Source organism: Thalassotalea coralli, from assembly GCF_055786205.1.
The window spans coordinates 241,419-267,814 of sequence record NZ_JBVVBK010000002.1; the positions used below are offsets into that span (position 1 = coordinate 241,419).

General features: G+C 38.4%; 23 protein-coding genes and 1 tRNA gene. 9 read left to right on the forward strand and 15 right to left on the reverse strand.

Annotated elements, in window-relative coordinates; translation table 11 throughout:
* Nucleotides 1–63: 63 nt before the first annotated feature.
* Nucleotides 64–960, forward strand: coding sequence for a tyrosine-type recombinase/integrase (locus ACOB80_RS06480; RefSeq protein WP_473164999.1), 897 nt, complete (start codon nt 64–66; stop codon nt 958–960).
* Nucleotides 961–969: 9 nt separating this feature from the next.
* On the opposite strand, the gene ACOB80_RS06485 is transcribed toward ACOB80_RS06480, so the two are convergent.
* Genes ACOB80_RS06485 through yejK form a run of 5 tightly spaced genes read right to left on the reverse strand, consistent with a single transcriptional unit; the run spans nt 970 to nt 5,575 of the window.
* Nucleotides 970–1,740 carry a substrate-binding periplasmic protein gene (locus ACOB80_RS06485; RefSeq protein WP_473165000.1) on the reverse strand — a complete coding sequence of 257 codons (771 nt, stop codon included), beginning with the start codon at nt 1,738–1,740 and terminating at the stop codon, nt 970–972.
* Nucleotides 1,741–1,760: 20 nt separating this feature from the next.
* Entirely contained in the window at nt 1,761–2,579 is an 819-nt protein-coding gene (locus ACOB80_RS06490; protein WP_473165001.1) for a M23 family metallopeptidase, read from the reverse strand.
* Complete coding sequence (locus ACOB80_RS06495) at nt 2,572–3,453, reverse strand: 6-carboxytetrahydropterin synthase (RefSeq protein WP_473165002.1); 882 nt, start codon at nt 3,451–3,453, stop codon at nt 2,572–2,574. Before ACOB80_RS06495 ends, ACOB80_RS06490 begins: the two co-directional genes overlap by 8 nt.
* 8 nt (nt 3,454–3,461) lie before the next feature.
* Complete coding sequence (gene pyrC, locus ACOB80_RS06500; RefSeq protein WP_473165003.1) at nt 3,462–4,493, reverse strand: dihydroorotase; 1,032 nt, start codon at nt 4,491–4,493, stop codon at nt 3,462–3,464.
* 23 nt (nt 4,494–4,516) lie between these two features.
* Nucleotides 4,517–5,575, reverse strand: coding sequence for a nucleoid-associated protein YejK (gene yejK, locus ACOB80_RS06505; protein ID WP_473165004.1), 1,059 nt, complete (start codon nt 5,573–5,575; stop codon nt 4,517–4,519).
* A gap of 78 nt (nt 5,576–5,653) precedes the next feature.
* Here yejK and ACOB80_RS06510 point away from each other — a divergent pair, with 78 nt between their 5' ends.
* The 3 genes from ACOB80_RS06510 (at nt 5,654) to ACOB80_RS06520 (ending at nt 7,729) form a co-directional block, all read left to right on the forward strand.
* Nucleotides 5,654–5,869: a YejL family protein gene (locus tag ACOB80_RS06510; protein ID WP_473165005.1), complete on the forward strand. Its 216-nt coding sequence runs from the start codon at nt 5,654–5,656 to the stop codon at nt 5,867–5,869.
* Nucleotides 5,870–5,905: 36 nt separating this feature from the next.
* Nucleotides 5,906–7,576 carry a DUF3413 domain-containing protein gene (locus tag ACOB80_RS06515; RefSeq protein ID WP_473165006.1) on the forward strand — a complete coding sequence of 557 codons (1,671 nt, stop codon included), beginning with the start codon at nt 5,906–5,908 and terminating at the stop codon, nt 7,574–7,576.
* Nucleotides 7,577–7,652: 76 nt separating this feature from the next.
* Nucleotides 7,653–7,729 (forward strand) — tRNA-Pro (locus tag ACOB80_RS06520).
* Here ACOB80_RS06520 and ACOB80_RS06525 read toward each other — a convergent pair.
* The 4 genes from ACOB80_RS06525 to ACOB80_RS06540 all read right to left on the reverse strand — a co-directional run bounded on the left by ACOB80_RS06525 (nt 7,708) and on the right by ACOB80_RS06540 (nt 13,199).
* Nucleotides 7,708–8,871, reverse strand: a complete 1,164-nt coding sequence (locus ACOB80_RS06525) for an NAD(P)/FAD-dependent oxidoreductase (RefSeq protein ID WP_473165007.1) — start codon at nt 8,869–8,871, stop codon at nt 7,708–7,710. The two genes, ACOB80_RS06520 and ACOB80_RS06525, sit on opposite strands and share 22 nt — an antisense overlap.
* Before the next feature lie 88 nt (nt 8,872–8,959).
* Complete coding sequence (locus ACOB80_RS06530) at nt 8,960–11,035, reverse strand: LodA/GoxA family CTQ-dependent oxidase (RefSeq protein WP_473165008.1); 2,076 nt, start codon at nt 11,033–11,035, stop codon at nt 8,960–8,962.
* Complete coding sequence (locus ACOB80_RS06535) at nt 11,028–12,017, reverse strand: ferritin-like domain-containing protein (RefSeq protein ID WP_473165009.1); 990 nt, start codon at nt 12,015–12,017, stop codon at nt 11,028–11,030. Before ACOB80_RS06535 ends, ACOB80_RS06530 begins: the two co-directional genes overlap by 8 nt.
* A 189-nt stretch (nt 12,018–12,206) precedes the next feature.
* Nucleotides 12,207–13,199 (reverse strand): zinc-dependent alcohol dehydrogenase family protein, encoded by a 993-nt coding sequence (locus tag ACOB80_RS06540; protein ID WP_473165010.1) that lies wholly within the window; start codon nt 13,197–13,199, stop codon nt 12,207–12,209.
* Nucleotides 13,200–13,299: 100 nt separating this feature from the next.
* Here ACOB80_RS06540 and ACOB80_RS06545 point away from each other — a divergent pair, with 100 nt between their 5' ends.
* Complete coding sequence (locus ACOB80_RS06545) at nt 13,300–14,211, forward strand: LysR family transcriptional regulator (RefSeq protein WP_473165011.1); 912 nt, start codon at nt 13,300–13,302, stop codon at nt 14,209–14,211.
* Here the strand turns inward: ACOB80_RS06545 and ACOB80_RS06550 are convergent.
* Entirely contained in the window at nt 14,208–16,088 is a 1,881-nt protein-coding gene (locus tag ACOB80_RS06550) for a methyl-accepting chemotaxis protein (RefSeq protein WP_473165012.1), read from the reverse strand. The two genes, ACOB80_RS06545 and ACOB80_RS06550, sit on opposite strands and share 4 nt — an antisense overlap.
* A 78-nt stretch (nt 16,089–16,166) precedes the next feature.
* Here ACOB80_RS06550 and ACOB80_RS06555 point away from each other — a divergent pair, with 78 nt between their 5' ends.
* Both ACOB80_RS06555 and ACOB80_RS06560 read left to right on the forward strand, forming a co-directional pair.
* Entirely contained in the window at nt 16,167–17,327 is a 1,161-nt protein-coding gene (locus tag ACOB80_RS06555) for a porin (protein WP_473165013.1), read from the forward strand.
* Nucleotides 17,328–18,101 carry a substrate-binding periplasmic protein gene (locus tag ACOB80_RS06560; RefSeq protein ID WP_473165014.1) on the forward strand — a complete coding sequence of 258 codons (774 nt, stop codon included), beginning with the start codon at nt 17,328–17,330 and terminating at the stop codon, nt 18,099–18,101.
* A 22-nt stretch (nt 18,102–18,123) separates the two neighbouring features.
* Here ACOB80_RS06560 and ACOB80_RS06565 read toward each other — a convergent pair whose 3' ends face one another.
* Nucleotides 18,124–20,385 carry a TonB-dependent receptor gene (locus ACOB80_RS06565; protein ID WP_473165015.1) on the reverse strand — a complete coding sequence of 754 codons (2,262 nt, stop codon included), beginning with the start codon at nt 20,383–20,385 and terminating at the stop codon, nt 18,124–18,126.
* Between the two features lie 471 nt (nt 20,386–20,856).
* Between ACOB80_RS06565 and ACOB80_RS06570 the strand changes: the two genes are divergently transcribed.
* Together ACOB80_RS06570 and pepE are read left to right on the forward strand one after the other, a co-directional pair.
* Entirely contained in the window at nt 20,857–21,261 is a 405-nt protein-coding gene (locus ACOB80_RS06570; RefSeq protein WP_473165016.1) for a type II toxin-antitoxin system HicB family antitoxin, read from the forward strand.
* 2 nt (nt 21,262–21,263) lie between these two features.
* Nucleotides 21,264–21,977 (forward strand): dipeptidase PepE, encoded by a 714-nt coding sequence (gene pepE / locus ACOB80_RS06575; RefSeq protein WP_473165017.1) that lies wholly within the window; start codon nt 21,264–21,266, stop codon nt 21,975–21,977.
* Nucleotides 21,978–22,039: 62 nt separating this feature from the next.
* Here pepE and ACOB80_RS06580 read toward each other — a convergent pair whose 3' ends face one another.
* From ACOB80_RS06580 to bioD, 4 genes are all read right to left on the reverse strand, one after another.
* Nucleotides 22,040–22,570, reverse strand: a complete 531-nt coding sequence (locus tag ACOB80_RS06580; protein ID WP_473165018.1) for a GNAT family N-acetyltransferase — start codon at nt 22,568–22,570, stop codon at nt 22,040–22,042.
* A gap of 138 nt (nt 22,571–22,708) precedes the next feature.
* Nucleotides 22,709–23,587: a collagenase gene (locus ACOB80_RS06585; RefSeq protein ID WP_473165019.1), complete on the reverse strand. Its 879-nt coding sequence runs from the start codon at nt 23,585–23,587 to the stop codon at nt 22,709–22,711.
* 34 nt (nt 23,588–23,621) lie between these two features.
* Nucleotides 23,622–25,604, reverse strand: a complete 1,983-nt coding sequence (locus tag ACOB80_RS06590) for a methyl-accepting chemotaxis protein (protein WP_473165020.1) — start codon at nt 25,602–25,604, stop codon at nt 23,622–23,624.
* A 97-nt stretch (nt 25,605–25,701) separates the two neighbouring features.
* A complete protein-coding gene (gene bioD, locus ACOB80_RS06595) occupies nt 25,702–26,370 on the reverse strand; it encodes a dethiobiotin synthase (RefSeq protein ID WP_473165021.1) in 669 nt (222 codons plus the stop codon).
* Nucleotides 26,371–26,396 lie beyond the last annotated feature (26 nt).

Below are 26,396 nucleotides of genomic sequence, written 5' to 3' on the forward strand. Positions count from 1 at the left end.
TGGTAGCCAAAACATAAAAAGATTTTACGTAGCGTCACCTGTTTTTTAGGCTTAATAGAATATATGTTTGCAAATAGAACTGCGTCAGAAATTTACTTACTGTCACTTCAGTCTGAACAAAGTCGCGTGACGATGGCGTCTTTGTTAAATGTCGTTGCTTTTAAACTCCAAAAGAAAAAAACGCACCAGCAAGTTGATTGGTCACAATTAAATTACGAACAGATTTTAATGTTGCTTTCTGATTTGTCGACTCAAGGAAAATCTCCAGCAACTATCAATGTGTATTTGTCTGCACTTAAAGGTGTTGCTAAAGAAGCTTGGCGTAAAAAGTTAATCGATGTTGAAAGCTATCAACACATTAAAGAAATAAAACGAGTTAAAGGCTCGCGCAGTGTTAAAGGACGCGCACTCGATTTAAACGAACTAAATCAACTTATTGATTATTGCATGATGCAAGATGGTGTTATCGCAATGCGAGATGCTGCAGTTATCGCATTAGTGTATGGTGCCGGTTTGCGTCGTCATGAAGCTGCAAATTTACTTTTGTCAGATTTAAACCTCGAAGATGCAACGTTACGAGTTCTCGGTAAAGGTAATAAAGAACGAGTCAATGCACTTCATAATAGAATCTTAGAAATTCTCGATGTTTGGTTACTGGAACGTGGTCTTGAGCAAGGTCCTTTATTTTTAAGAGCACGTAAAGGCAATAAACTGATAAACGAGCCTATATCTGGTCAAACAGTTTACGATATTATTATTCGCCGTTATAAAGAAGCTGGCTTAAAACGACTTACACCGCATGATTTAAGGCGAACTTTCGCGACAAAGTTGTTAGAAAATGGTGAAGATGTGTTTGTTGTACAAGATCTAATGGGACATTCTTCGGTAGAAACAACGAAAAACTATGACAGACGTGCTGATATCGCTAAGCAAAAAGCAGCTAAAGCGTTACCGTTTTAAGGCCTTTAACTAGCGTGTTAGGTTCCACTGGCGATATAGGTTTTCGATAGTGCCGTCGTTCTTTAAGGTAATTATTGCACGATTGAAACGCATTAAATCATCTTCTGTCATCGATTTTTTACTAAGAATTATATAAATATTTCCGACATAGACACTAATATCTGTTTCAACAAATTCACCGTCTAATTGATACTTTTCAATAAAAGTTTTCATGGTGATTGGATCGACTAAAAGTCCATCTAACCGCCCTTTCATTAGTTCTTGAGCGTTGTGCTCTAGGTCAATGCCTTCAACGAAGCTCGCGTTAAATTCTGGCTTCTTCTTTAATTTTTCAAACTCTTTTCCATACCAATATTCACCTTCAATACCTACTTTATATTGCGAATCAATAAGCTCAGATATGTTTTTCAGCTTAAATGATTTTTCCTTTGTTTTATTGATAAAAAGTTTAACTTGTTCTTGGCGGTATGGCTCAGTGTAGAAAGCGTATGATTGACGCTCTGGCGCTAATGATGCGCCCATAGCAACATCCATTTTGCCTTCTTTTATATATTTTAAATGTCGTTTCCAGGGAAGCTCAGTATATTGCACCTGGTATTGAGCTTGTGTGGCAATTGCGTTGAAAATATCAATATCTAAGCCAACTAGCTTATTGCTTTGATTGTGATATTGGTATGGATACCAAAGTTCCCAACCCACAGAAAGCTTGGTTTTGGCTGTTGTTGGAAGTGAATAAAATAGAAAAGGAATGAACAAACAAATAACAGATCTCTTTGTCATATCATCCCTCTATAATGAATTTATTTGAATACCTTTAAGGCCAAAGCTGGGTCTAATTTAACGTGACCCCAGTTAACACGCCAGTCTAAATGTGGTCCAGTCGCCCTGCCGCTTGCGCCAATCGCAGCGACTTTGTCACCTTGATTAACTTCTTGTCCTACAGTGACATAGGAAGCGCTTAAGTGCAAGAAAGTAGAGGTCACACCATGGCCATGATCAATAATCATAGTACCTCCTGAATAAAACATATCGGGGACCCACATGGTGATTTTTCCTGATGCAGGTGCGTATACAGGTGTTCCTGTTTTTCCTGCGTAATCTATTCCGTAATGTGGACGCCCTGCTTTACCATTATAATAGCGCTGGCTACCATAAACGCCTGTTACTACTCCAGTAGCAGGCGCTTTAAAGCCTTGGACAAAGTCGTTTCTAAGACTTTCGGTATTGCGTGTCACCCAAACTTGTTCAGCATCCTTAGAAATACGTTCTTTGTCTGCTTTGCTTGGGTTCATTATCTTTTTAGGTATACCTTCTACGCGCTGAATTTTGTAATCTTGCGCTTTAGGTGTAATTACCTGTACAAATTCTTGACCATCTGGCTCTACAACTAGTAGTTGATGGTTTTCTTTGTCATCTCGTGAAAATCCAAAAACAAAATGACCCGTTTTGGTGATCGGTAATAGCTTTTCATCAAAGTAAACCTTACTTTGAGGGGTTGTTTTACCAACGATCAATCCTCCTTGCATAAACTCGCCACTAAGGTGCACGTCTGCTAGGCTTGCGGTAGACAAACCTAAGCCAATAAAACAGGCACTTAGCTTAGTTTTAAAACTACGCATTAGCGATAGCTCCTTTTCCAACACCTTCATAAGCTATTACTTTGAAAGAATCGTTAGGCTGCTGTTTCTTCAGTTGACGAGCGATAAAATCTGCTAGTAATTCTACGGTTGAATCGCAATCTACCACTTCTAATACGTTTTCATGTACCGCGATATCAAAGCGTCCTTGAGGTGCTTGATAAGCAAAAAGTTGGTGCTGTTCACTTAATGACTGCTTCGCCTCATTTGATAGTTGGATGTCGTTAATTGATACCCGATCATCTTCTGACGCAATATAGATATCTTCCCAACGTTGACACCAAAAATGCTCTAGGTCTTCGTTTCGCTTGTCGTTGCGATAAAGGGTGATCATAGATCTGTGACCGTGGGCAATACGTTGACAGTTACCGTCATGAAGCTTTAAGCCATGAGTATAATGGTAGTAATCACCAGAAATATTTTCTGGCCTTAGCGTTAACACCAGTCCTGCAACGTTATCTGGTAACTGAGATAAAATAATATCTTTTAAGTAGTCTGTTACTGAATCTATTGTGATTTTTTCAGATGGAATTTTAGCAAAAGCACAACTAGGTGATTGCAGAAAGTAACTTGCTCGGTCAGAAACAAGATCTACGTACTCATGACCTTGATTGTGCTGCGACTCAGAAACTGAGACACAGCTACTATCCATAGGTAACAGCAATTTATGGTCTACGGCGTCGTCGATAATGGCTTTGATTTGCTTTTTAACAACAGCGAAATCTAACACCATCTTCATTTCATTTAACGCGCCGTCTAGCATAACGTCGACAATCCAACTTTCGCCAACAATTCCTCGTTGCGCACAGCAATAAGAAAAATCGATAACAGTTAAATCATTTACGAATAATTGCATACTCCACCTTACTCACTTACTTGCCAAGTAACGTCTTCACCTGCTTTGATTGGTACAACAACGTCATTACCAAATGGCATAGTATCAGCGACTTTCCAAGAAGACTTAGTCAATGTAATTGTGTCTTCGTTAACAGGTAAACCGTAGAACGTTGGGCCGTTAATACTTGCAAACCCTTCTAGTTTTTCCAATGCACCTTCCGCTTCAAACACTTCAGCGTAAAGCTCAATGGCTGCATGAGCTGTGTATGCACCGGCACAACCACAAGCTGCTTCTTTTGCATGTTGTGGATGAGGAGCAGAATCTGTGCCTAAGAAGAATTTCTTGCTACCACTAGTTGCTACACGAACTAACGCATCTTGGTGAATATTGCGCTTTAAGATTGGTAAGCAATAAAAGTGAGGACGAATACCTCCAGCTAACATATGGTTACGGTTGTACATTAGGTGATGAGCGGTAATTGTCGCAGCGATATTGTCACCAGCTTGTTCAACAAATTCAGCGGCATTCTTAGTTGTAATATGCTCTAACACTATTTTAAGCGTTGGATACTCTGCAACTAATGGCTTTAAAATAGTGTCAATAAACATGGCTTCACGATCGAAGATGTCAATATCGTGGTTAGTCACTTCACCATGAATCAACAATGGCATGTTTACTTCTTCCATCGCTGCGCAAACAGCTTTGATGTTTTTTACATCTGTAACGCCCGAAGAACTATTGGTTGTAGCTCCTGCTGGGTAAAGTTTTGCCGCATATACAAGGCCGCTTTCTTTCGCCTTGTAAATATCTTCAGCTGTTGTGTTATCGGTAAGATAAAGCACCATTAAAGGCGTAAAGTGCTCAGCTGGTTTCTCAGCCATAATACGTTCGTAATATGCCGTTGCCATTTCAGCATTAGTAACCGGTGGTACTAAATTAGGCATAACAATTGCGCGACCAAAGTATCGGCTTATATCCGCAACAGTATTAGCTAACGCAGCTCCGTCGCGTAAATGCACATGCCAGTCATCTGGGCGTTTAATCGTTAATGTTGTCATAAGATTCCTTAAACTACAGGGCTTTAAAACTCTTCTGATTGTGCCGAAGATTGTTCATCTTGGAGAAGTTTTAACAGCTGATCTTTTAAATTAGGTGGTACTTTATAGATGGTTAAACTATCGTTGGCGGCATTATACACTACTTCTTGACCAAAATGACTGCGTTCGAAGCTAATACTTATACCTGCGCCATAACCTGAGTATTTCGTCACTTTGTTAATTACAGCTTGGTCATGTGGAAACGAGTCTTCAATTGGGTATTCGTTTTCTTGGCAGAAAGAATAAAAATCTTGTTCTTGAGATTCTCCACCGAGAACCTCGCCAATTTCTTTAATGGAAACTTCTTGGCCTGCTTCTTTCTGTTCTTTACAGTAAGATAATAACTCTTTACGAGCGCCCTGCTTTTCCTGGGCGTCTAGTTGATTTACCGATACAAAATCTTCTACTGCTTTAACTAGCGTTTGTGTTTGCTCTTTAACGTCTAAGCCTTCTTCACACCCTAGAAAGTCTAAGAAGAAGTCAGAAATCTTTCTGCCGGCACGTCCTTTGATAAAGGAAATATAGCGATTTCCATCTTGGTTTTGCTGATAATCGTATAAATCGACACGTGCTGCTAATTGTAATTTGGTCGTATCAAGGTGATTATTAGCCGAGATGTTCAACTCACCATCTACCGCATAGTGTTCTGAAACAGGAATAATAGCAACGAGTATGTACTGGCCGCCCATATATTGATAATGAGAAAACAATAAGTACCCGTTCTCTTCAATATCGTATTTTTGTAATTCTGCCTTCAATCGTTCTGCCGAACGTTGACTAAATTGATGAAACGCTAAGTTTTCATCAACGTAGTCGGTCATTAATTCAACAAACTTGTCTTGTTCTTCGGCATCTTCTTTATGAACGAAGTGTCCATAAGCTTTACTACCCTTGCTGTTGTAAATACAGTGAAGTGTATCGACAAAGTTCTCAATTCGAGAATCAATCTCAATGTTTTCAGGGCCATAGGTAATGGCAACTTCGCCAGATTCTTGTTGTCTTGACACTAAATGCAGTGCAATATTTGAAATTATTAAGCTCATAAGTATTGGTCAGTATGATATTGTTCAAGCTTTTGATAAACTTAACACTAATTAATTAATGTGTAAGCTATAAAATTTATGCCTATTGTATCTAAGTATTCTAACGAACGTGTAGAAAAAATTATTCAAGATTTAAGAGACACCCTAGTCGATAACGAAGTAACCCCTGATCTTGCCCTAATGTGTCTCGGCAATTTGGTTACGGATATTATTGCTAATGATGTTGATGCAAAGCAACAAAAAGCAATAGCAGAAAACTTTGCGAATGCGCTAAAGCAGTCTATAAAAGCTTAAGCCGAACAACAATAATAACAAAGAGAAAATTAGTTAATGGTATCAATTGGCTCTTCTTCTTATAGTAAACGATTGCTCCACCTAGTTAGTTGGAGCCATTGGTTTACTTTTTTTAATATGCTAGCAGCAATTTTGCTGTCGAGTTTTTATCTCTTTAATGAAACTGCTCCTGAAACGTTTTTAGGCAAAGTATATTTGTTTACTAACTGGATCGGTCATATGGGTTTCCTAACCTTTATTGGCTTTGTCCTGGTGATATTTCCATTAACACTGATTTACCCTAAAACGCGCTTTATACGAGGCGTAGCGTCTGTAGTTTTCACGTTTGGACTATTGCTACTGTTACTTGATGCGTTTATTTATAGTCGCTTAGGCTATCATCTTAATGCATCATCTTCCGACCAAATATTGTCATTAATTCAAAGCCAGATTGAATCAAACAACCGAGCGTTTTGGTTTATTAGTCTCGTTTTATTTTTTGCGATATTTAGTTTTCAATTGGTCATCTCTAACTACTCTTGGAAACATCTGCGCGAGTTACAAGATACCATTTATGCAAAATTCGTTGTGATGGGGTTAGTGGCTTCATTTATCTTTAGCCATATCGTACACATTTGGGCCGACGCAAATTTAAACTATGACATTTTGCGCCAAGATACTGTACTACCTTTATCTTATCCTTCGACAGCTAAAACCTTGTTAACCAAATATGGGCTGTTTGACAAAAACGACTACATTGAAAGAAGAACGAGTCCACTAGCCTTTACCGAAAAGTTACCAACATACCCTTCTGCAAGTGATATTTGCCCAGTAAAATCTAAAGTAAACAACGCTGCTTTTATCGTTTTATCTGATGAATTACTGACTGAGCAACAGATTGAGCATTTTAAGCAGAGAACCAGTGCAAATGCGGCTTTACTCACGAATCACATTGATAACGCGTTACCAGAAAATGCACGATTTAACTTTTTGTTCGGCCTTCCTTCTATCTATCAAGAAGGTATTTTTGCGCAACAGAAAAAACCAATACTTTTCGACGCGCTAAAAGACCGAGGCTTAACGTCAACGGTGACAATACTTGGTTCAAGTAACCAAGTTGACTTATCAAGTTATCAGTCACTTTTTGATGATATTCAGTATTTAGACAATATCTCATCATTTGTTGTTGGCGGTGGCTTTAAAGATAAAACCGAAGGCCTGCATATCGTTTATTTCAACAAAGATAATAGTTACCAGTTTGAACTCTTTGTTGACGCACTATTACTGGCTCAACGAAACAAGGAAATTAAAGATACAATTTGGATAAGTTCTCTGGGCAACCATGAGCGTGACACGCGTTTATCGTTTAAACCAGCTTTGTATATCAACCCTAATGGCAAAACACGAACCGTTAATCATGTAACGAGTCAAATGGATGTTGTGCCGAGCTTGATGAACAACTGGCTTGGGTGCCTTGGAAATGAGTCTGAATATACTGTTGGTACTAACATCAGCACATTGAAGAAAGACCGCGTTATTGCCAATACAGTGCCAGAAGGCATTATGGTGTTTAACAAAGATAAATCAGTGTTAGTGGATCAGAACGGTAATTTCCAGAGCTTTTCAGTGCAGCTAAATGCACCTATTACCGTTGCAAAAGACTTTCCGTTGATGATTGACGGGGTTCACTTTATTAAACAATTTGTTCAGAAAGAAAAGACTGATTAAATTAAAAGCAATTGCAATGTAATCGTTTTAAATTTCATTGCAATCAACAATTAAGGCTGTATTATACAGCGGAGTTCGGGATATAGCGCAGTCTGGTAGCGCGTGCGTCTGGGGGACGTGAGGTCGCAGGTTCAAGTCCTGCTATCCCGACCACTTTCCATCGTCTTTATATTTCTGCCCTGCCAGAAAGATTCATCAATCCATCTATTTTCCAAACCATACAAATGTTGGCGTGTTTGCCAATAGTCGTCATATTCTTTGTTAACTTGCATAGTGAATACAAGGCCAGAATTACCATTTTCTGGTGTATCTAAGAAATAGCGTTTTACTTTATCACCTGCATATATACCGTGCTTTAACGCTTTAAAAATACCTTGAGCAACGATAGGGTCATAACTCGCAGCGGCGTCACCTATCGCTAGCCAACTAGCACCTTCCATTTTCTGTAATCGACCTGAAGTAATTGGATAAACCAAATAATTGCTATTTATCACTGGTAATTTCTTCTTGTATTCGCCAACAAAGTGAGTTTCCTCGGCGAATTGTTCAAAGTTTGAAAAGTTTGACCGTTTAATTTGGGAAAGGTATTTTCGCTCTGTTACTACCATAGTAACGGCTTTGTTTTCAGGTAAAAGTGTATGATACCACCACCCTTTCCTTGTCGACTCTATTCGCACTTGCTTACCTTTGGGCGTGAAAGCCAGTTTACTAAAGCATACCGTGGCTACAAGCCTATCATTGATTGATTTTTCAATGTTTAAGGCTTTGGCTAGTTGGGAGCGACTACCTGTTGCATCAATGACAAATTTACATTGAACTTTTTGTACTCGTTTACTCTGTAATTCTTTGATGAATAACGCATATGACGTTTTACCTTCATTTGAATTAATCGATTGTTGTACTGATAAAAATCGAGTGTTCCATTTTACTACTACGCCATTTTCTTTCGCTTTAGTCAGTAACATAGTATCGAATTGTATTCTGTTTAAACGCCACGATTGACCATGAGGGTTAACAATAAAATCGTTATAACCAACGTTATCGTGTCCCCAAATAGAGGCATACCCAGGGCAACGTTGGTGACTTGATTCATTGAATTCTTTGGTTAACTTTAGTTGTTTTATCAAAAGTAAAAGCTCTGGAGGACAACTTTCACCAATTCTTGGATGTGATTGCTCAAGTTGGTCGATGACTAAAACTTTTAGGTCGATACTATTAGTAATTGCTATAGCTGCACTCAATCCAGCAGGTCCACCGCCGATAATAACGACATCAAAATCGCATGTTTCTCTCATTTAATACTTGCTCCCTTAATTACACGAACTAACCGCTAAAGAAAAAACAAGCTAGTTCGTGTACGTATTTATCTAAATTTAATCCCTTTTATTTATTGGGACACGAGCGTTTAGACTTTTTCGGGTTAGCATTAAATGGCCAAGCAGGAACAGGGTCTGTTGCGTCACCTGGCTGAGTTAACAGGCTTTCAACTTCCAAATACAAGTGGTTATCAAAAGTCTTATCTCCCATCTCTATATTGGTTCCTTGAATAATAAAACCAATTTTGTGCCAATCTTTCACTGACTGTACCGGGTCCTGAAAAGTTGCTGCACTGGCAGGGTTAATTGCATAGGTGCCAGGCCCTCTAATTGACCATTTTTGCTCTGGGAGTACGTTGTTATAGACTTCCTCGGCAACATAAACGGCATCGGGTCGCTGCGACGGCCACGACCAATACAAGGTAGACTCTGCACCATTACTTTTATTAACCCCTTCAGTATTAATGGCAGTTGCGTGAATAGAGCAAGAGTTGTAGTCAGTTTGCCAAGGAATTGCCATGAATTTTGAAAGATCACCAGGCTCAGCACCACCAGTCATGTTATGACAAGGGATCCAGCCGCTTGTTAAAAACGGCGTGCCTGATTTAACATTTCGGTAAGTTAATGGAGCCTGTTTTATTCTAAATGGTCCACAGCCTACTTTTTGCCAGTTTTGAATATAAATTTCTTTGTCCATTATGGTGTAGCTTACTTCTATACCTGGAACGTAGCGTCCTCCCAAACAGTTTGAAAGTGATGCAATATCAAGTAAATCGCCAGGACCATATTTTGTCGTTGGCTCTTTAGCATAATGGCCTTTACTCCACTGCTCTAACATAAAATACTGGGTTTTAGTTACGGTCAAGAAAGAGGTTCCCGCTTCTCCTAATGAGAGCGGCATTAATGGAGCACCTACATTAGTTTCTCCCTCTACATTCGGGTTTCGTATAAAATTTAAACCCGCCATTATCGTTTCATTTGGATTATCGTCGGGTGTAATACTGACGACTGAGTCATGCGCTTTTAATGCAAAAGGAGGAAGATTTGCCGTCCATTGCTGCATGTTACAAGCGATAAAAATTGGCTGTATGTCTTGCTGAAAACTTGGTTGGTAGTTGTCGTTATAACTTGCGACACTGCCATCAACACTATCGTATAAATCAGGAAGCAAATTTAAATCGCGCACAAACATGTCATACACATTGTCCCACACGGAAACAACATTTCTAATTTGCGGTGCATATGCAGGATCACAGCAGACGACCCATGCCCCATGGGCTTGCTCGAAACTACCGTCGTCAAAATAAATCGTCACGTTTATTGGACCATCGGCAGCAGAATCATACCAAGCGGCGTTGTTTAAATCGCCAGTCATTTGTACAGGAACATTATATTCATCGTATTCGCCAACAGCGTTTCCAGGGCTTGCCAGTAACAACAAGCGCCCTTGTGCATCTGTTTGCATACTACCTAGCGTATTTAAAGGCCCGCTTGGCTCATATAATTCATCAGCGCTATCTTCAGGAAAACTAATGGGGTAATTTTCTATCGGTTTTATTTCTCCATCGCCTGCAATATAAGATGCTTGAGAGCATCGACTAAAATCAGCGGTATCTTTTTCTTTGGCCGAAATGGCTCTAGGGCCAGGGTCTATCATTAACTTACTTAAGCGAGCAGGATCGTCGATATCTCCATGGACTTCAGGGTTGCGCATTTGTGGTACTTTTCCATTTTCGTAAGCCTTAATGCCTTGATTGTTTACCACGTTGTATGCTGCTGATTTTTTGTTAGCGAGATGGCTGGACCATTTTAAGTCCGTAACGGTACGACCATCTGGTATTTTAGTTCCTAAACAAACTTCAATGCCCGATTCACTTGGGTACTGACTCGCATTACTTTGATCATATGCATAGATACGAAATCGAGCGGCTTGTTTTTTTAAATTACCATCTTCGTCTCTTAAGTCTTTGCTTGTAACAGTTTCATTTTCCGTCCCCATTTTTATTGGCAATCCGCCTGTTCGTCCGTTGTTAGCATCAGGTAAACCAGCGCTGGTTTCAGGAGACAAGATAAATTCTTCACTTGTGCCAAATCTAGCGAAATTAATACTAGGATGAACGCGAAATATTGATCGACTAGACATTGTTTGTCTCCTTACATTGTTCGTTGCTTCCATACTGAGGTGTTACACCATTTTGCCAGCAGTTACGTATTGCTCCGCCAACCATCGCCATACAAGGAAAAAACTTGTCTGAGCTATTTCCTGCAAATAGTGCTTCTAAAGATTGTGTTAGTTGATAGAAACTGTCTTCAAGTATTTGTTGAAGCTGTTTATCATGTTGATCGTAACTGTCTGGAGATTTTGTTGAAAATACTTGGGGTAAATTTGCGTGTTTAATTAAATTGAATTTGTCAAAATGATCAAGTTCTGGCTTTATATCATCCGCTGTATTTTGAAACACTGAAAGTACACCTTTTGTAGATGAAATTCCTTCGCCTTGATCCGTTATTAGGTTAATTAATAACTCAACTTGCGAATAACCACTTTCACCCGACTTATCAATGACTAAATTAGGCATGTTTCGATAAAAAGGAGCAAAAAAGTCAACTTGATTCACTCCACCTACGATCTCATTTTTATGAAGTGTGATTAACTTCAACAGTGCTTGGTAAAACTCACCAATGGTGCCGTATTCACTTACGTTATCAAACAGCAAAACATCTTTATTTTGGGTCGCTAAATAGTCAGGTAGTTCTATTAAACACATCGCATTTATATGCTGTAGATCTAACGGTCCTATTTCTGCAGTGTATGGTTCATATTCCTTGACGACGTCAGGGTTATCTTTTCCAAAATCTAAATGAGGAACAGATTGGCCTACATACTGAGGGATAGAAATTTTGGGAGACATACCAAAAGCATTACAAACATTAGCTGCACATTGTAGGTGCAACATTTCTTGATTCACAACAGTTCTAATGAGTTGGTACTGCTCACACGTTTTATCTTTAATGGAGTACATTGCGGACATGTAAAACGGAATTGTCCACAGTTCTAGATCAACTGCATACTGTAAATGCTGACGCAAGTGATCTATTTTCACTTGATTTGATTGAAGTAACATTAGATTTCTTTCCTTGATTGATTAGAGTTCTTCCTAGAACTACGCACTTCTCTAGTACCTTGAAAGTAGTAGAGAGATAAAGCTACGTCAATCTTCATTTTCTAACATAAAACATACAATTTATAAGCCCTAGCGATATTCATGTGATAATTCAATGGCTAGGGCTTATACCGTCATTTTTTAATGATGTTAGTTAGCTTCAACAACAACTTTACCCATAGCTTTACCGCTGTTTAGTCTGTCGTGAGCGGCCCCTATTTGCTCAAGTGTGAACCTCTCTGAGTCAAGCACTGGCGTTAAACCACCTTCATTAATTATTTGAGCGACTGCATTTAGAATGTCTTTATGTTCTTCACGTTTATAGTTATGAAGCATAGGAATAAGCATAAACACCACATGCAAAGACAAGCCTTTGAAATGCGCTAATGTCAGGTCAATATTTACCATAGATACTGTCGAGGCTATTTGACCATTCAACGCTGCAGCTTCAAAGGAGTTCAGCATATTCTCACCTCCTACTGAGTCGTAAACTATGTCAAAACCATACCCACCAGTATGCTTTGCAACATAATCGGCGACCGTCTCGTTGGTGTAGTTAATAGGAGTTGCACCTAAGTCTTGTATTAAAGCTAACTGCTCATCTTTACTACCCGTTGCATATACATCTGCACCTAAATGCCTTGCAATTTGCAAAGCAACGTGGCCTACACCGCCTGCTCCACCATGCACCAGTACTTTTTTACCTTGTTTTATGCCTGCTCTCATTAACCCTTCATATGCAGTAATTGCGACTAAAGGTAACGCCGCGGCTTGTTTCATGGTTAAAGACTCAGGCTTTTTAGCAACTAGATTCGCGTCGGCAAGCATAAATTCAGATAATGCGCCTGCCAGTTCACCCAAGCCCCCTGCACAACCATATACTTCATCACCAACTTTTAGTTCAACGACTCCTTCACCAACAGCTTCAATGGTGCCGGCGAAGTCCATTCCTAAAACAGCGGGAAGTTTTGGCGCTAATGCTCCTAGCTCTTCGCCCATTTGGCGAATCATCGTATCTACTGTATTAACACTTGTCGCTGCGATTTTAACTAACACGTGTCCTGGCTTAACTTGTGGAGTTTCAATTTCTTGTAAGTGAAAAACGTCACTGGAGCCAAATTCATTAATAACCATTGCTTTCATCATGTATTCCTTATGTCGATTTGATGAAAACAAGTATAGTTATTTATTTTTTGTTGATAATGCTATGATTTAAACAAACTGTTTATACAAAATATTAATAATGAACATAGATCATTTGCGTTTGTTTGTTCGTATTGCCTACCTTTGCAATATTAGTTTAGCGGGTAAAGAACTTGGACTATCGCCAGCTGTAGCAAGTAATTCTATGAATAAGCTTGAACAGCACCTTGGTGTTAAGCTTATATATAGAACGACACGCAAAGTTAGTTTAACGTCAGAGGGTACTAGTTTTCTTCCTCATGCTGAAAATGTTATTCATAGCGTTGAGCAAGCAAAGTCATCTATCGGAAGTGGTAATATCACTCCTGAAGGCAAACTTCGTATTGCCGCGCCAGCTTCTTTTGCAAGAATGCATTTAGTCCCTGCTTTGGATGAGTTTTTAGTGAACTATCCGAAACTAGATATAGAACTAATGCTTAGCGATAGCATTATTGATATGGTAGAAGGCGGTTTTGATATTGCCATTAGAGATGCCGAGTTAGCTGATTCAAGTTTGATTGCGAAAAAATTGGCTGACGACAAAAGGATCATTTGCGCATCGCCTAGTTATGTCGAAAAGCACGGCCTCCCTGAATCACCAAATGACATAAATGATCATTTCAGTGTCAACTTAAAAGGATTAGCAAACTGGTACTTTAGCGATAATTCAAAAGACATTAAAGTCACACCTAAGCCCCGACTAACTACAGATAATGGTGAAGTTGTGCGAGATGCCTGTGCTCAAGGGTTAGGCTTGGCTTTACTATCTACCTGGTGCGCGTATGAAAAACTAATATCGGGCGAGCTGATCCAAGTATTAACAGATTACCCGTTAATATCTAACACTAAAATTTGGGCGGTTTACCCAAGTTCTAGACTAGTGCCAGTAAAAGTCAGAGCCTTCATCGATTATTTTCACAGGCACTTTCAGAATCCATACTGGGATGTCGAATTGGACAACCAATTGTCTTAAATAATAAATTTATCCAGTAGCTCCTGTTGCCCTCTGACGTTTGATAATAAATCTTTACTACCTTCAAACTGTTCTCCGGCATATGAATCCACCTGAACACTTATATCTTTAATACTTAGTGTATTTTTATTAATATCTTCTATAACAACACTTTGTTGCTCAATTGCCGTGGCTATTTGGATATTACGATCCATTATTTCTTTAACGGATTCTGATATTTCATCTAAAGATTTAGTCGCGATCCCTGTATTTTCTACACAGTTACTGGCATTTTCTTTGCTGTCGTTCATGGCTGATTGAACTTTTAATGAATGGCTTTGGATTTGATCTATCATGGTTTTAATTTCAGTCGTTGATTCTTGAGTTCTCGATGCCAAAGTTCTTACTTCATCAGCCACAACAGCAAACCCACGACCTTGCTCACCGGCTCTAGCGGCCTCGATAGCGGCATTGAGCGCAAGTAAATTGGTTTGATCAGCAATACCGTTAATTACGGACAGGATTTGCTCAATGTTATTACTGTATTCAGCTAGTTGATTGCTAATTTCTAACGCTTCTGAAATAGAATAAGATAACGACTCAACATCATTCGATGTTTTCTGAAATAGCTGCTTACCCGACTCTGTTGTTTCATTCACTGTGGTGACTAAACTAGCCGCTTCTTGTGCACGTTGAGCAATATCCGAAGAAGTGGTACTCATTTCATGCATTGCAGTAGCAAGGCCGTCAATAAGTTGAAATTGATTACTCAGTGCTTGGCTTGAGTTTTCTGAGATGGATTTAACATCTTCGCTTTTAATTAAAACACTGTGGGCTTTGGAAGTCACATCAGACACTAGGGTCTGCAAAGATCCTAAGAAAACATTAAAGTTATTAGCTACTTTACTGCATTCATCGCGTGTTTTTATATCTAATCGTTGAGTTAAATCTCCACCGCCACTAGCGATTTCCTCGATGGCATTGTCTAATCCAGTTAACGGTGACAACAAATGCTTTGCAAGTTTTCTGAAGATAAAAATACTTAATGAAATACAAATAATAGCAAAGATAATCACGCGAATTGAAAAAGTACTTAATGAAGCGTATACCGCGCTTTTATCAAGTAGCACACCAATGTACCAATCTACGCTGCTATTTGACGGGAGCTTTTTGAAGTAAATAAGAGACGTGTTGTCGTTATAGTCTATTTCAGTTATATCTGAAATAGACTGAGGGTTTTGGCCATAAATAGCATTTGTTGACTTGCCATTAAGAGAGGCTTCAGGGTGGGTAATAATATTACCTTTGCTATCGGTAACAAAAGCTATTCCTGTATTATTAAAATTAATGGTATTAACGCTTTTAGCTATTTCATTTAGGCTTAAATCACCACCTAAAACACCTTTAAACACTCCTTGGTTATTAATCGGTGCGACTACAGATAGGAGTAATTCTTTAGTTGCAGCATCCACATAAGGCGCTGTAAAAACGACATTATTTTCTTTTTCAGCTAATAAATACCAGGCTCGTGTTTTAAAGTCGATATTTGGTGGATTTACTCTAGAAGGGTCGTTTGATCTTAGCCCAGATTCCGTACTTAACGTACCAAACATCAATAAAAAGTCTTTCTTAAAGGCTTGATTGTTAAGATGCTGTTGAAACTTATCTGGGCTAAAATCATTGTCTAACGCACTTTTTAATATACCTATTTGTGCTTTTTTCCCTAGTAGCCAATTATTTATATTTTCAGTGAGTAAACTAGTGTTATCAATAATGTAAGCTCTCGTTTTTTCTTTAAGTGTGGCGTTTACGAGAATGTAAGTTGAAATAGCTAACATGGTGATGACGATAAAGACAACAATAGCTGAAGCAATCGAAAACTTTGTTCTAATTTTCATTCCAAGACCTTACAAGAATACTTAGATGACTTTCAATATAGTCTATACTGAGAAACATTGCTGGCAGAGAACGAGGTAATGATGAACAAGTTTACCCATTTTACTTTGATAGCGACCTTGTTCTTTTCCTTTTCGACCATGGCTTCTCAAAGTGAAGAAAAACAAGAGTTAGAATTATTAAAGCGTCAAGTAGCTAAATTGTTAGAACGCATTGAAAGTTTAGAAGAAAAGATAGAGAAGCAAGGTAAAGCGCAACCTACGCTAACGGCCACCAAAAAAACAACTACTGTTAACCAAGATTCCCCAGCAGTTCCTGATAAAACTGTAAGTAGTATGCGTGCTTACGCGACTTTACGACCTACTTATGGCTATATTGATGAAAATGGTGATACTAACTTTGATGTTAAAGATGCACTTTCTCACGCCGGTTTTAAAGCTGAAACTGAGTTTAAGAAAGACTGGACGGCGATTTTACATGGCGAATGGGGAATTGATCTTTCAAACAATGGTGATTTTGGTAAAGCCAGACAAGTATATGTAGCGGTAGATTCTCCTTATGGTCGAGTTGGTATTGGTAAACAGCGCCCTGTTCAGTATTTGTTTCTTGCCGAATACGTAGATATTTTTAATCACGGAGCCAGTCCCTTTTCCTATGATCCTGAAAGTCTATTTTTCGTTAATAACTTGATTACTTATCAGAAAAAATTTAATGACCTAACGTTTATGATCGTTGGCCAATTCGATGGCGAATCAGGCGATAACTACGAAGACTTGATTAACACTGGCGTTAGTTACGACACCGATAATTTCCATCTTGCCTTTACTTATACAGACCAAAATATAACAGACAATGGTTCTACCATTGGCGCAGATACTATCTATGGTGGTTCTATCGCTTATACGTTTGATTCAGGCTGGTATATTGCGGCAAGTTATCAAGATAAAGAATATAAACGCCACAGCCAATTAACAAGAAACGGACACACTTTTGATCTATCTATGGCTTACCCTATTGGCAGCGAACATAAAATTAAAATGGGATATTTTGACTTTAAGGACGGATTTGCCGAGTTAACTTCAAAAGATTTTGATGGCTATAACCTCACTTTTGAGTGGCTTCCCCTCGATAATTTAAGATTTCACCTAGAGTATCTAGATAAGGCTTTTGATTATCAGCCAGATTTTTCTTCGATAAGCCTAGGCTTTAGATATGATTTTAGCCAAACCTGGAATTACTAAATGACAATAAGAAGTAAGTTACTGCTATTTGTAATTTTAGCGTGTCTAAACAATGTGTGCCTTAATGCGAAACAAACAATAGCTGTAACTATAGTGGCAGATGATAACTATCCACCTTATAGCTATTACGAAAATGGTACAGCAGCTGGTGTATATATTGAATTGATAAAAAAAGCAGCAAAGCTTTTAGAACCAGATTACCAAGTCAATATTGTAGCGATGCCGTGGAAAAGAGCGCTGATGGAAGTAGAGAATGGAGAAGCTTTTGCAATATTGCCGCCTTATACGCACCTATCCGCTCGCCCATATATTTCGCCATATTCCGTAGCTTTGGCTCAAGAGTCAGTTGTTGTTTATTGCCATAAAGATATAAATCTCCAAAAAACGCTTAGTGGTTCTTCTAGAAACGTTCCGTTAATTATAGGCATTAACGCGGGCTACATTATTCTTAATGAAAAGTATGCCCAAGCAAATAAGAAAAAACGATTAGTTATCAGTGAAAACAAGAGTACGAAGGCCAACTTAACCAAGCTAGTGACTCGCAGAATCGATTGTTACGCCAATGATAAACTAACCATTGAACTAGGCCTCGAGCAATTAAGCACAACCACTCAAAATTTCTTGGTTAGCGACTTCGTTCAAAAAGACTTTATTAGCGCTCAAACTGCACATATCGGTTATACCAATAGAAACCTTGACCAATTCCCTTTCAAAAATGATTTTATCAAGCGCATGGATCAGGCACTTATACGTGTTACTCAAAGGAATCAATAATCGTCCTTAGCCTCTAGTATTGCTATTCATACACAAATTTAGCTTCTAGATACACAGTCCTAGACGGCCAAGGGTGAACGACATAAGCGAGTCTGTTAAAAACGTTATCGACGCCTAGTGATACTTTAAGACTGTCGCTAACTTGCCAATTTGCTCTGGCATTGACAAATAAGTAACTATCAATCGCACCATAAACGTTAGACTCTTTATCTTTATTATCTAATTCACTATAAGTGTCACTTGCGTACCGAATGCCTAGATTAGCATCGATAGCATTATTAAATTTATACGACATTAGTAACTTTGCACGCCAATTAGGTACGCGAGGTAGTGTATTTCCTTCAATATCAGTATTTGCAGAGTTTCTTTCTATCTTTGCATCTGTATAGCTGGCGTTGAAAGTAAGATCTAATGGGCTGTCGAATAAATTTGAGTGCGAAACACTAAACTCTGCGCCTTTAGAAATAACTTCGTCTATGCCCAAAAACGATGAAACATGAACATTTATACCATTATCGATAAAAGTACCACCTTGATAGTAGATGGTATCGTCTATAGTCTCGTGAAATAGATTTACCTGCCAGTTTCCATTATCTAACTCTTTCATCACAGATAAGTTGTGAAAAATACCACTTTCCGGTGCTAATGTTGGATCGGCTACAACAATATTAGTTGTCGCATCTTCATTACGATAGAGTTCTTCTGCAATAGGAAACCGAACCGCTTTAGCAACAGAGTATCTGAAATTTAGTGCGGAATTTGCTTGATAGCCTATAGAAAACTTAGGTGAAAAATCAGTTTCTGATCGGTCTGCAACATAGGTATCGTCATAAAAGCCATTTTCTGTTTGCCAATCTTCGAAGCGAATACCTAATGCTATATCCCACTGGTTATTGACATCCCAGCCATATTGACCGAATACAGCAAAGCTAGATGTATTTCCTTTACTCGTAGCTCGGCTTTTAATGAATTCACCCGTAAGCGCGTCTATATCACTCGGGTAGATAGCCAACTCATAAGAATCACGATCAACACCTAGGGCCAACCTGTGGTCATTACTGTTTAACAAAGATTCCGTTGCGAACTTAATGCTAAACGTTTGCCAACCGGTATCTTTGTATTCCGTTTTTCTGCCATTGCGCGAACCATAAGCAGGGTCTGTTCTATTTAGTCCAGTTCGTATTTCTTCATCTTTTTTTATTGAAAAGTCAGTTGCGTAAACATCATAAATCCAGTTGTCAGCAATATCACCTCTTAATCCAACACCCAATAACAAACTCTGCCTTTCGTGAAAACGTTCTTCAAAGTTTCTATTGCCTGCTTGCCAGTAGCTATTGCCATTTGAATCGATTAGATAGTTTCGTTTATCTTCGTCTTGTCTTTCCCTGTCTTCATAAGCGAGAGAGGCTCTTAGCTGCACAGTATCCAAATCGTATGTAAATTTTCCCTTATAAAGCGACGTTAAAGAACTCTCAGCGCCAGAGTCACCGATATAAATAACAGAGTTACCATGATCGTCTTTACCCTCAATAAAACCCGACACGCCGTTATCAATAAGTGATTGTTTATCATCAGATGATAAATAGTAATTAGACAAAGGATGACTATCATTTGCTAGTCGCATATAAGAGAGGTAAACGCCAAAGTCGCCTATAACATTTTCGTAAGAGGTAAATACTTTATTGCCATTGAACGTGTCTTTAGTGCCTAAATTATCGTAATCCTGACTCATCAGGGTTCCTTGGAAAACGAATCTTTCTTTTGTCGGGTTTCGTGTCGTTAGATTAACTACGCCCCCCATAGCGTTGCCAGCATATTCTGCTGAATAAGGACCATAAATGACTTCTGATGCGACAATTTCATCGGGCCCAACCAAAGACCACCTAGGTGCCCCACTCCAACGCGTTTGTAGCAAATAGTGTAAAGGAAGTCCGTCAGCAAAAACCAAACTTCTAGTAGTTTGAAACATTCCAGATCCACGGATACCAATCACACCATTGGGGTCGCCGACATACCTTCTCCTAACAACAAGATTTGGCTGATAAGAAACTGTATCTTCCGAAGTCAGCACATTAATTTTTTCAAAATCCTCAGATGTTAATATGGAAGTAGGACTGACTAGATTTGTATCTTTAAAAACCTTTTTTCCTACAACTTCTATTTTTTCAATTTCACTTTCTTCGGATTTTGTCTCGAATGCACCTGTTTGACTTGAGTAAGTTGAAAATGCACTGACAACACAAAATGCTAATTTAGATAAGGCTGGTTTGGTCTTTAATTTCATACTGAAGGATAGTTGTTTTTATTGCGACTAATATACGTTTTTTTATTTGTAATTAATATGGAATTTCTTGAGTATTTTCACTCCGAAAATATAAGAGATTCATATCCTTTGCTATAGATTTAATGGCTCTTTTTACCTGGCCAAATTGCCAAAAGATCCCATTTAAATAAATTTAATTCCTTCATCGCTAGACGCCTTTAATAACTCTTACAACTCTATAGGAGCTTAACTGCATTATTTACAAAACAAATATTCAAGGAACTTCCTTGGTAAATAATCTAGTAGCCAATGGGGTATGTAAACATTCACAAACACAAACCTGAGAGTTATCAGAGTTATAGTTACACCTCAATTCGGAGTTATCAGGGTTATCTTTACAAAACAAGGGAGGGTTACCGGAGTTATCATAAGGGTTGTTTTAAAGGGTTATTAGGGTTATAGTTTTTAGGCATGAAAAAACAGAGAATTTGAATGAAGTTTCCAGCATTTGTAGAAAAGAAAAATGAAGTATGGTGTTTGTCGTTTGTTGACGTACCTGGCTGTCAAGTAACGGCCTCTTCTGTCAGTGAAGTAATGGATTTGGCGAGTCAAAATCTTGCAGAGCATTTTGCTATTTTGGCTGAGTATGGAGAAACAATTCCTAACGCAAGTTCAATGGATGAAGCGTTAATAAAAATAACCAATAAAGATTTGATCTGGGGTATTATAGATTTTGATATTACGCCCTACTTAGGTAAGAGCCATAAAATAAATGTAACTCTACCCGAAATACTCATTAAGCAAATTGATGATCGGGTAAGCAAATCAGAAAACTACAAAACACGATCTGGCTTCATTGCTACAGCGTGTATTCAAGAACTTTCAAAAAAGAATTAAAGATGACTAGAAAACTATTATTATTAAGTAGCTCTAAAGTTGGAGCCACCCCCTATCTTTCTCATGCGCTAGATCTGATCAAAACAAGGTTAGGCGAAGCAAAAGAAGTACTATTTATTCCTTATGCCGGCGTTACTGTGAACTATGACCAATATACTGAGCAAGTTGCAAAAGCTCTTAAAGAAATAGACGTCACTGTAAAAGGCATACATACGGTAGAAGAACCTAAAACTGCGATAAAAAACGCTAGCGCAATTTTAGTTGGAGGCGGAAATACGTTTCGCCTTTTGGAACGTTTGTATTACTTCGACTTAATTGAAGAAATACAAAACAAAGTTAGCAATAGCTGCCCTTATATTGGCTGGAGTGCTGGTTCCAATATGACGGGGAACTCGATTAAAACCACAAATGACATGCCTATTATCGAGCCGCCAAGTTTTAACGCCTTGAATTTAGTCGATTGCCAGTTAAATCCTCATTATACTGAATACCAACCGCCAGGTTTTAACGGTGAAACACGCGAGCAACGACTACAAGAGTTTATGGTGTTAAATCCTGAAACTAATATTATTGGTTTAGTAGAAGGCACGGGGCTTATGATTGATGATGCTTCAGTAACTTTCGTTAAAGGGAAAAACATTGAAGAGTCACTTTATCTTTTCAAAGGCGGTAAAAAGCAAGTGGTTGATACCTTCCCTTCAGAGTTAAACATCTAGGGCATTTCGATAAAGTAGCTCTGATCACTTTTGTTCTGAGCTACTTATTATTTACTGATTCTTTAATTGAGATCAGATTTACACAAACCATAGATATAACAATCTTTATATTGTCCATCTATCAACACATCTTGTCTTAAACACCCTTCACGCGAAAATCCTGCTTTTTCCAACACGGTATACGATCCAATATTGTCCACAGTACAAATTGCAGCTAGTTTATTTAAAGACAGCTCATTAAAAGCATGTTCCTTTAACATCTTTAATGCTCTACTCGCTATACCTTGACCATGAAACTGGCTTTTTAACGTAAAGCCAATTTCTGCTGTTTTAGCTTTTTGATCTGTTATTCTAAGAGATGTCCACCCTGCTTGCTCGTTAACATTTTTATCGGTGATCACTAATGCTAACCAATTACTCGTTTTAGCGTCCCAAGGTTTAGAGCGAACTTCAAATACGTCTTTCGCTTCTTTTTCTGTTAGCGGATCCGAAACGTGCTGCATTAATTCTTTACTAGTAAATATGTCTAAACAAATCTGTAAATCTGTTTCTCCAAGCGGAAACAAGGAAATTCTTTCATCTGATAACTGCACTTTAACTCCTTTAAATTTCTATCAATGTGCCTATTGGAATACTATTTTTGAGCCTCTTGATCGGCTAAATATGTGAAACAATGTGAGAAATAATTACTTATTCAAATCCATGTAGTAATAAGTCATTGAGTATATGTTTTACAACGAGTCTAACCAGCGCTTGAAATCTTCGTCTTTGCTAGTGCCCCAAGATTTGATCAAGGCTTGATAACCAATCCAGTTACCCTGTCTTAGTAAGGCTATCATTTCGTCAGTGTCTTCCCTTTGTTGCTCTATCATATAGCGCACCGCAAAATAGCCCCATCCGAATATACGCGCTGGATCGTTATTACTATTGACACTTGTATTAAATATTTCACTTAAAGCATACGGGTAGTTTTTGTCAAAAAGTAGCTCATTAGCGCGTTTATTATTATTACCGTGTGTTACATACTCGGCTATTCCTTCAGTCCACCATACTAAATGTGGGTAAGGTAAGTTTGGTGAAGGACAAAACTCTGGACCCGCGTGATCATCATGTAATCCGTTACAATAGTCACCGTGTTTATTAAAGCGCCCATCTAAGTAATGTACGTATTCATGCCGTAAATTTATGACCAAATTTTCTTTTCGATACGTTACAAACTCAGCTACGTTACCTTTTCTATCAGGGTAGCCTTCCAAAAACATAGTGCCGTAACTTGTAGGCATATTAAAATGCGCTGTTGCGTATTTTTCAAAACTCTCTTTAGAATCATAAACATTGGCGCGTACAATTACACTATTGTCACCTACTAATGGCTTACCTTTAGTTCCAAATAAATGATGAAATTTTTTGTTTGTACTCGCTAGCATTCTGCAGGCGTAACCTATTTGTTTTTCTTCTAGAGCTTGAGAGCGAATAATCGTTGTTTCGTCACAATACGTTACTTGATTAAGTACTGCTGATATTTCTTGTTTTTGCGCAACTTTATTACAGCCATTCAACGATAGTGCGATAGCAATGGCTGTCCCTATTGTCGGAGTTGTTTTGTTCATCGTTAGCTTAATTTTCCCTGCATGCAAAGAGCACCTAATACTTAAATTGATTAATAATTAAGTTCACTTCTGTAAAATCTTCTTTAAGTTGATGAATGTGCTCATTAAGTTGACTTGAACTTTGCTCAGCAAACTGCGCAAAGTCTTTAATGTCGACCACTGAATTATTTAACTCTTGCGCCAGTTCATCTTGCTTTGTTGTTAATGTGGTAATTGAGTCATTAGATGATTTGGTTTGATCAATTGCCTGATCTATTTCTTGAAACACAGAAACTACTTGATTGGCGGTACCTATCGCATGTTCCATTTGCTTTTTACTATTTTCCATTTCAGATGAAACATTAGTCGCGCTGCTCTGTAAATGTTCGATAATTTGCTTAATATTTTCTGTAGATTCTTGAGTTCTAGTTGCTAAAGTCCTAACTTCATCGGCTACTACGGCAAAACCTCTCCCATGGGTTCCAGCCCTTGCCGCTTCTATCGCGGCATTTAGTGCAAGTAAATTAGTTTGTTCTGCAATACTTTCAATTACAGACAATACACTGCCGATCGATTCACTGTCCTGTTTTAATTGCGTAACTTGAATCGAGGTTTCTGCTAATTGGCTAGATAACTGCGTTAATTCTTCAACGGCAGCATGCACTTGTGATTTACCTGATGAAGCTACATCTGTAGCGTGATTAACCTGGTCGCCTGCTTGGGCAATTTGATCGTTAATATGAGTTGCCGTGGTGAAAACCTGAGAAATATGATCATTTGCTGAATTTACATTTTCTCTAGATGTGGCAACTCGGCTTAAGGATTGCTCGGCAACGGCAGACACGTTAGTTACTGTTGTTGACGCGCTATTCGACATAGTGGCCAAATCTTTTACCAATCCATGTACCTTTTCGGTATAAGCGTTAAATGCTCTTGCTAATTCACCTATATCATCGTCAGATTTAATCGCTAAACGTTGTGTTAAATCTCCGTCGCCTTTCGATAACTTCTTCATTGCTAATTGCAGCTCAGTAATAGGAAGGGTTACTGAACGACTTACAATCATCAAAATACCACTAATTAATAACAATAAAATTAAAGCGACAGCTACTGTCCAGTATTGCGCATTAGCAACTTGATCAGTAATGACGGCTTCAGGCACTATCATGCCGAAATACCATTTCATATTTAACTGCTCTACTTCTACCGCTTTAAATACGGCTAACTGTTGCTCTTCTCCTAGCTCGACTTGCACAACGCCTTGTTTTTCTATGCTAATTTGGCTCGCTAACTGGGCAAAACCGTTATTTCCATTAACCTTATCAAGTTCACTTAATGGTGCGTTAAGTTCTAGTTTTCCACCTGAACTTGGAAAGTAAACAATATTACCCGCCTCATTAACTAAAAAAGCCTTACCTAGATTTTGATAGTTAGCTCTATCAACAATTTCGGCGATAGTATTAATTAAGATGTCTGCGCCACCTACGCCAAAAAAGGTTTGGTTTTCGTCAAACATTGGTACGTGCAAAGCGATATAAATACTGCTATCTACGGGATGAACCTCAACATTAGCCACTTCCCATCTCTGCACTTTTTCAATATGTTGAAACCACTCTCGGCTTGTTGCTACGTATTCATCTGGCTTGTATGAACCATTTTCGTCCAAATACTCTCGCGTTATTTTAGAGGCAAAAAATACTGACTTTAAATAAGGATCTCGGGAAGACTCAGAGACAAAAGTATCAACAATATTATTATACGACGTTGTTCCTGGCTGAAGTGGTGGTTGTTTATGGTTAAGTAATTCTTTTACAAATAAATGATTACTGAAAAAGCTAGCCAACGCTCTTGCCTGATTGGCAAAAAACATTTCAATTTTTGCCGCTTCTAGGGCGTTTACTTGAGTAAGGTCTCGTGTTGTTTGCTCTCGAGTTTTTTCTGCTATAACACTGCTTAGCACAACGCTTAATACAACTAACGCAACAAACACACTTCCTGTTACGTAAACAAGGAACTTACTTCTAATACTCTTTTTCATTATTATTCTTTTATAACGCTCTTTGTTGCATACTGTATATTGTGCGAACGGCGCTGACAAGTATTTAGAAGTTTGCTGCGATTTTAATAGAAGTTGTTTACATTAGTGGCGAAATATCTAAATGGTCAGAAATTTCATCGGCGGTGTTTACAAAAGGTATTTTACCTAATAATGGTGCTGTAATTGTCTTAGAAAGCTCCTCTATGTTTTCATGTAAATATGGCATATCTTGAAAACAATTTGCGACCCAGCCAACACAAGTCAGCCCATCATTTAGAATTGATTGATAAGTGAGTATGGCATGATTTAAACAGCCAAGTTTCATGTTAACGACTAAAATTACTTCTTGATTTGTTGATATTGCAAAATCAGATAAATAAACACCTTGCCCTAACGGAAGTCTCCAACCGCCTGCTCCTTCGGTTAATACAACATCAGGAGATTTTTCACAAAGCGCTAGAAGCCCCTTTTCCACTTGCTCGACAGTTATATGTTGATGCTGTTTGGCTGCGGCAATATGTGGAGCTATTGGTTCTAAATAAGCAATTGGATTAACTTCTTGTAAGGTAACATCAAGGGTTGAGGCGTTAAGTAACATTTGTGCATCATGGTTAACTAACTCTCCGTTTATTAATTCACAACCGGCTGAAATAGGCTTATAGCCAATACTTTTGACACCTTTTCGCGCAAATGCGTTAAGTAAACCATACGAGATATGTGTTTTACCCGCGTCTGTATCGGTAGCGGTAACGAAAAATTTTTTCATGAGTAAACTTCTATAGAAATGTTAGT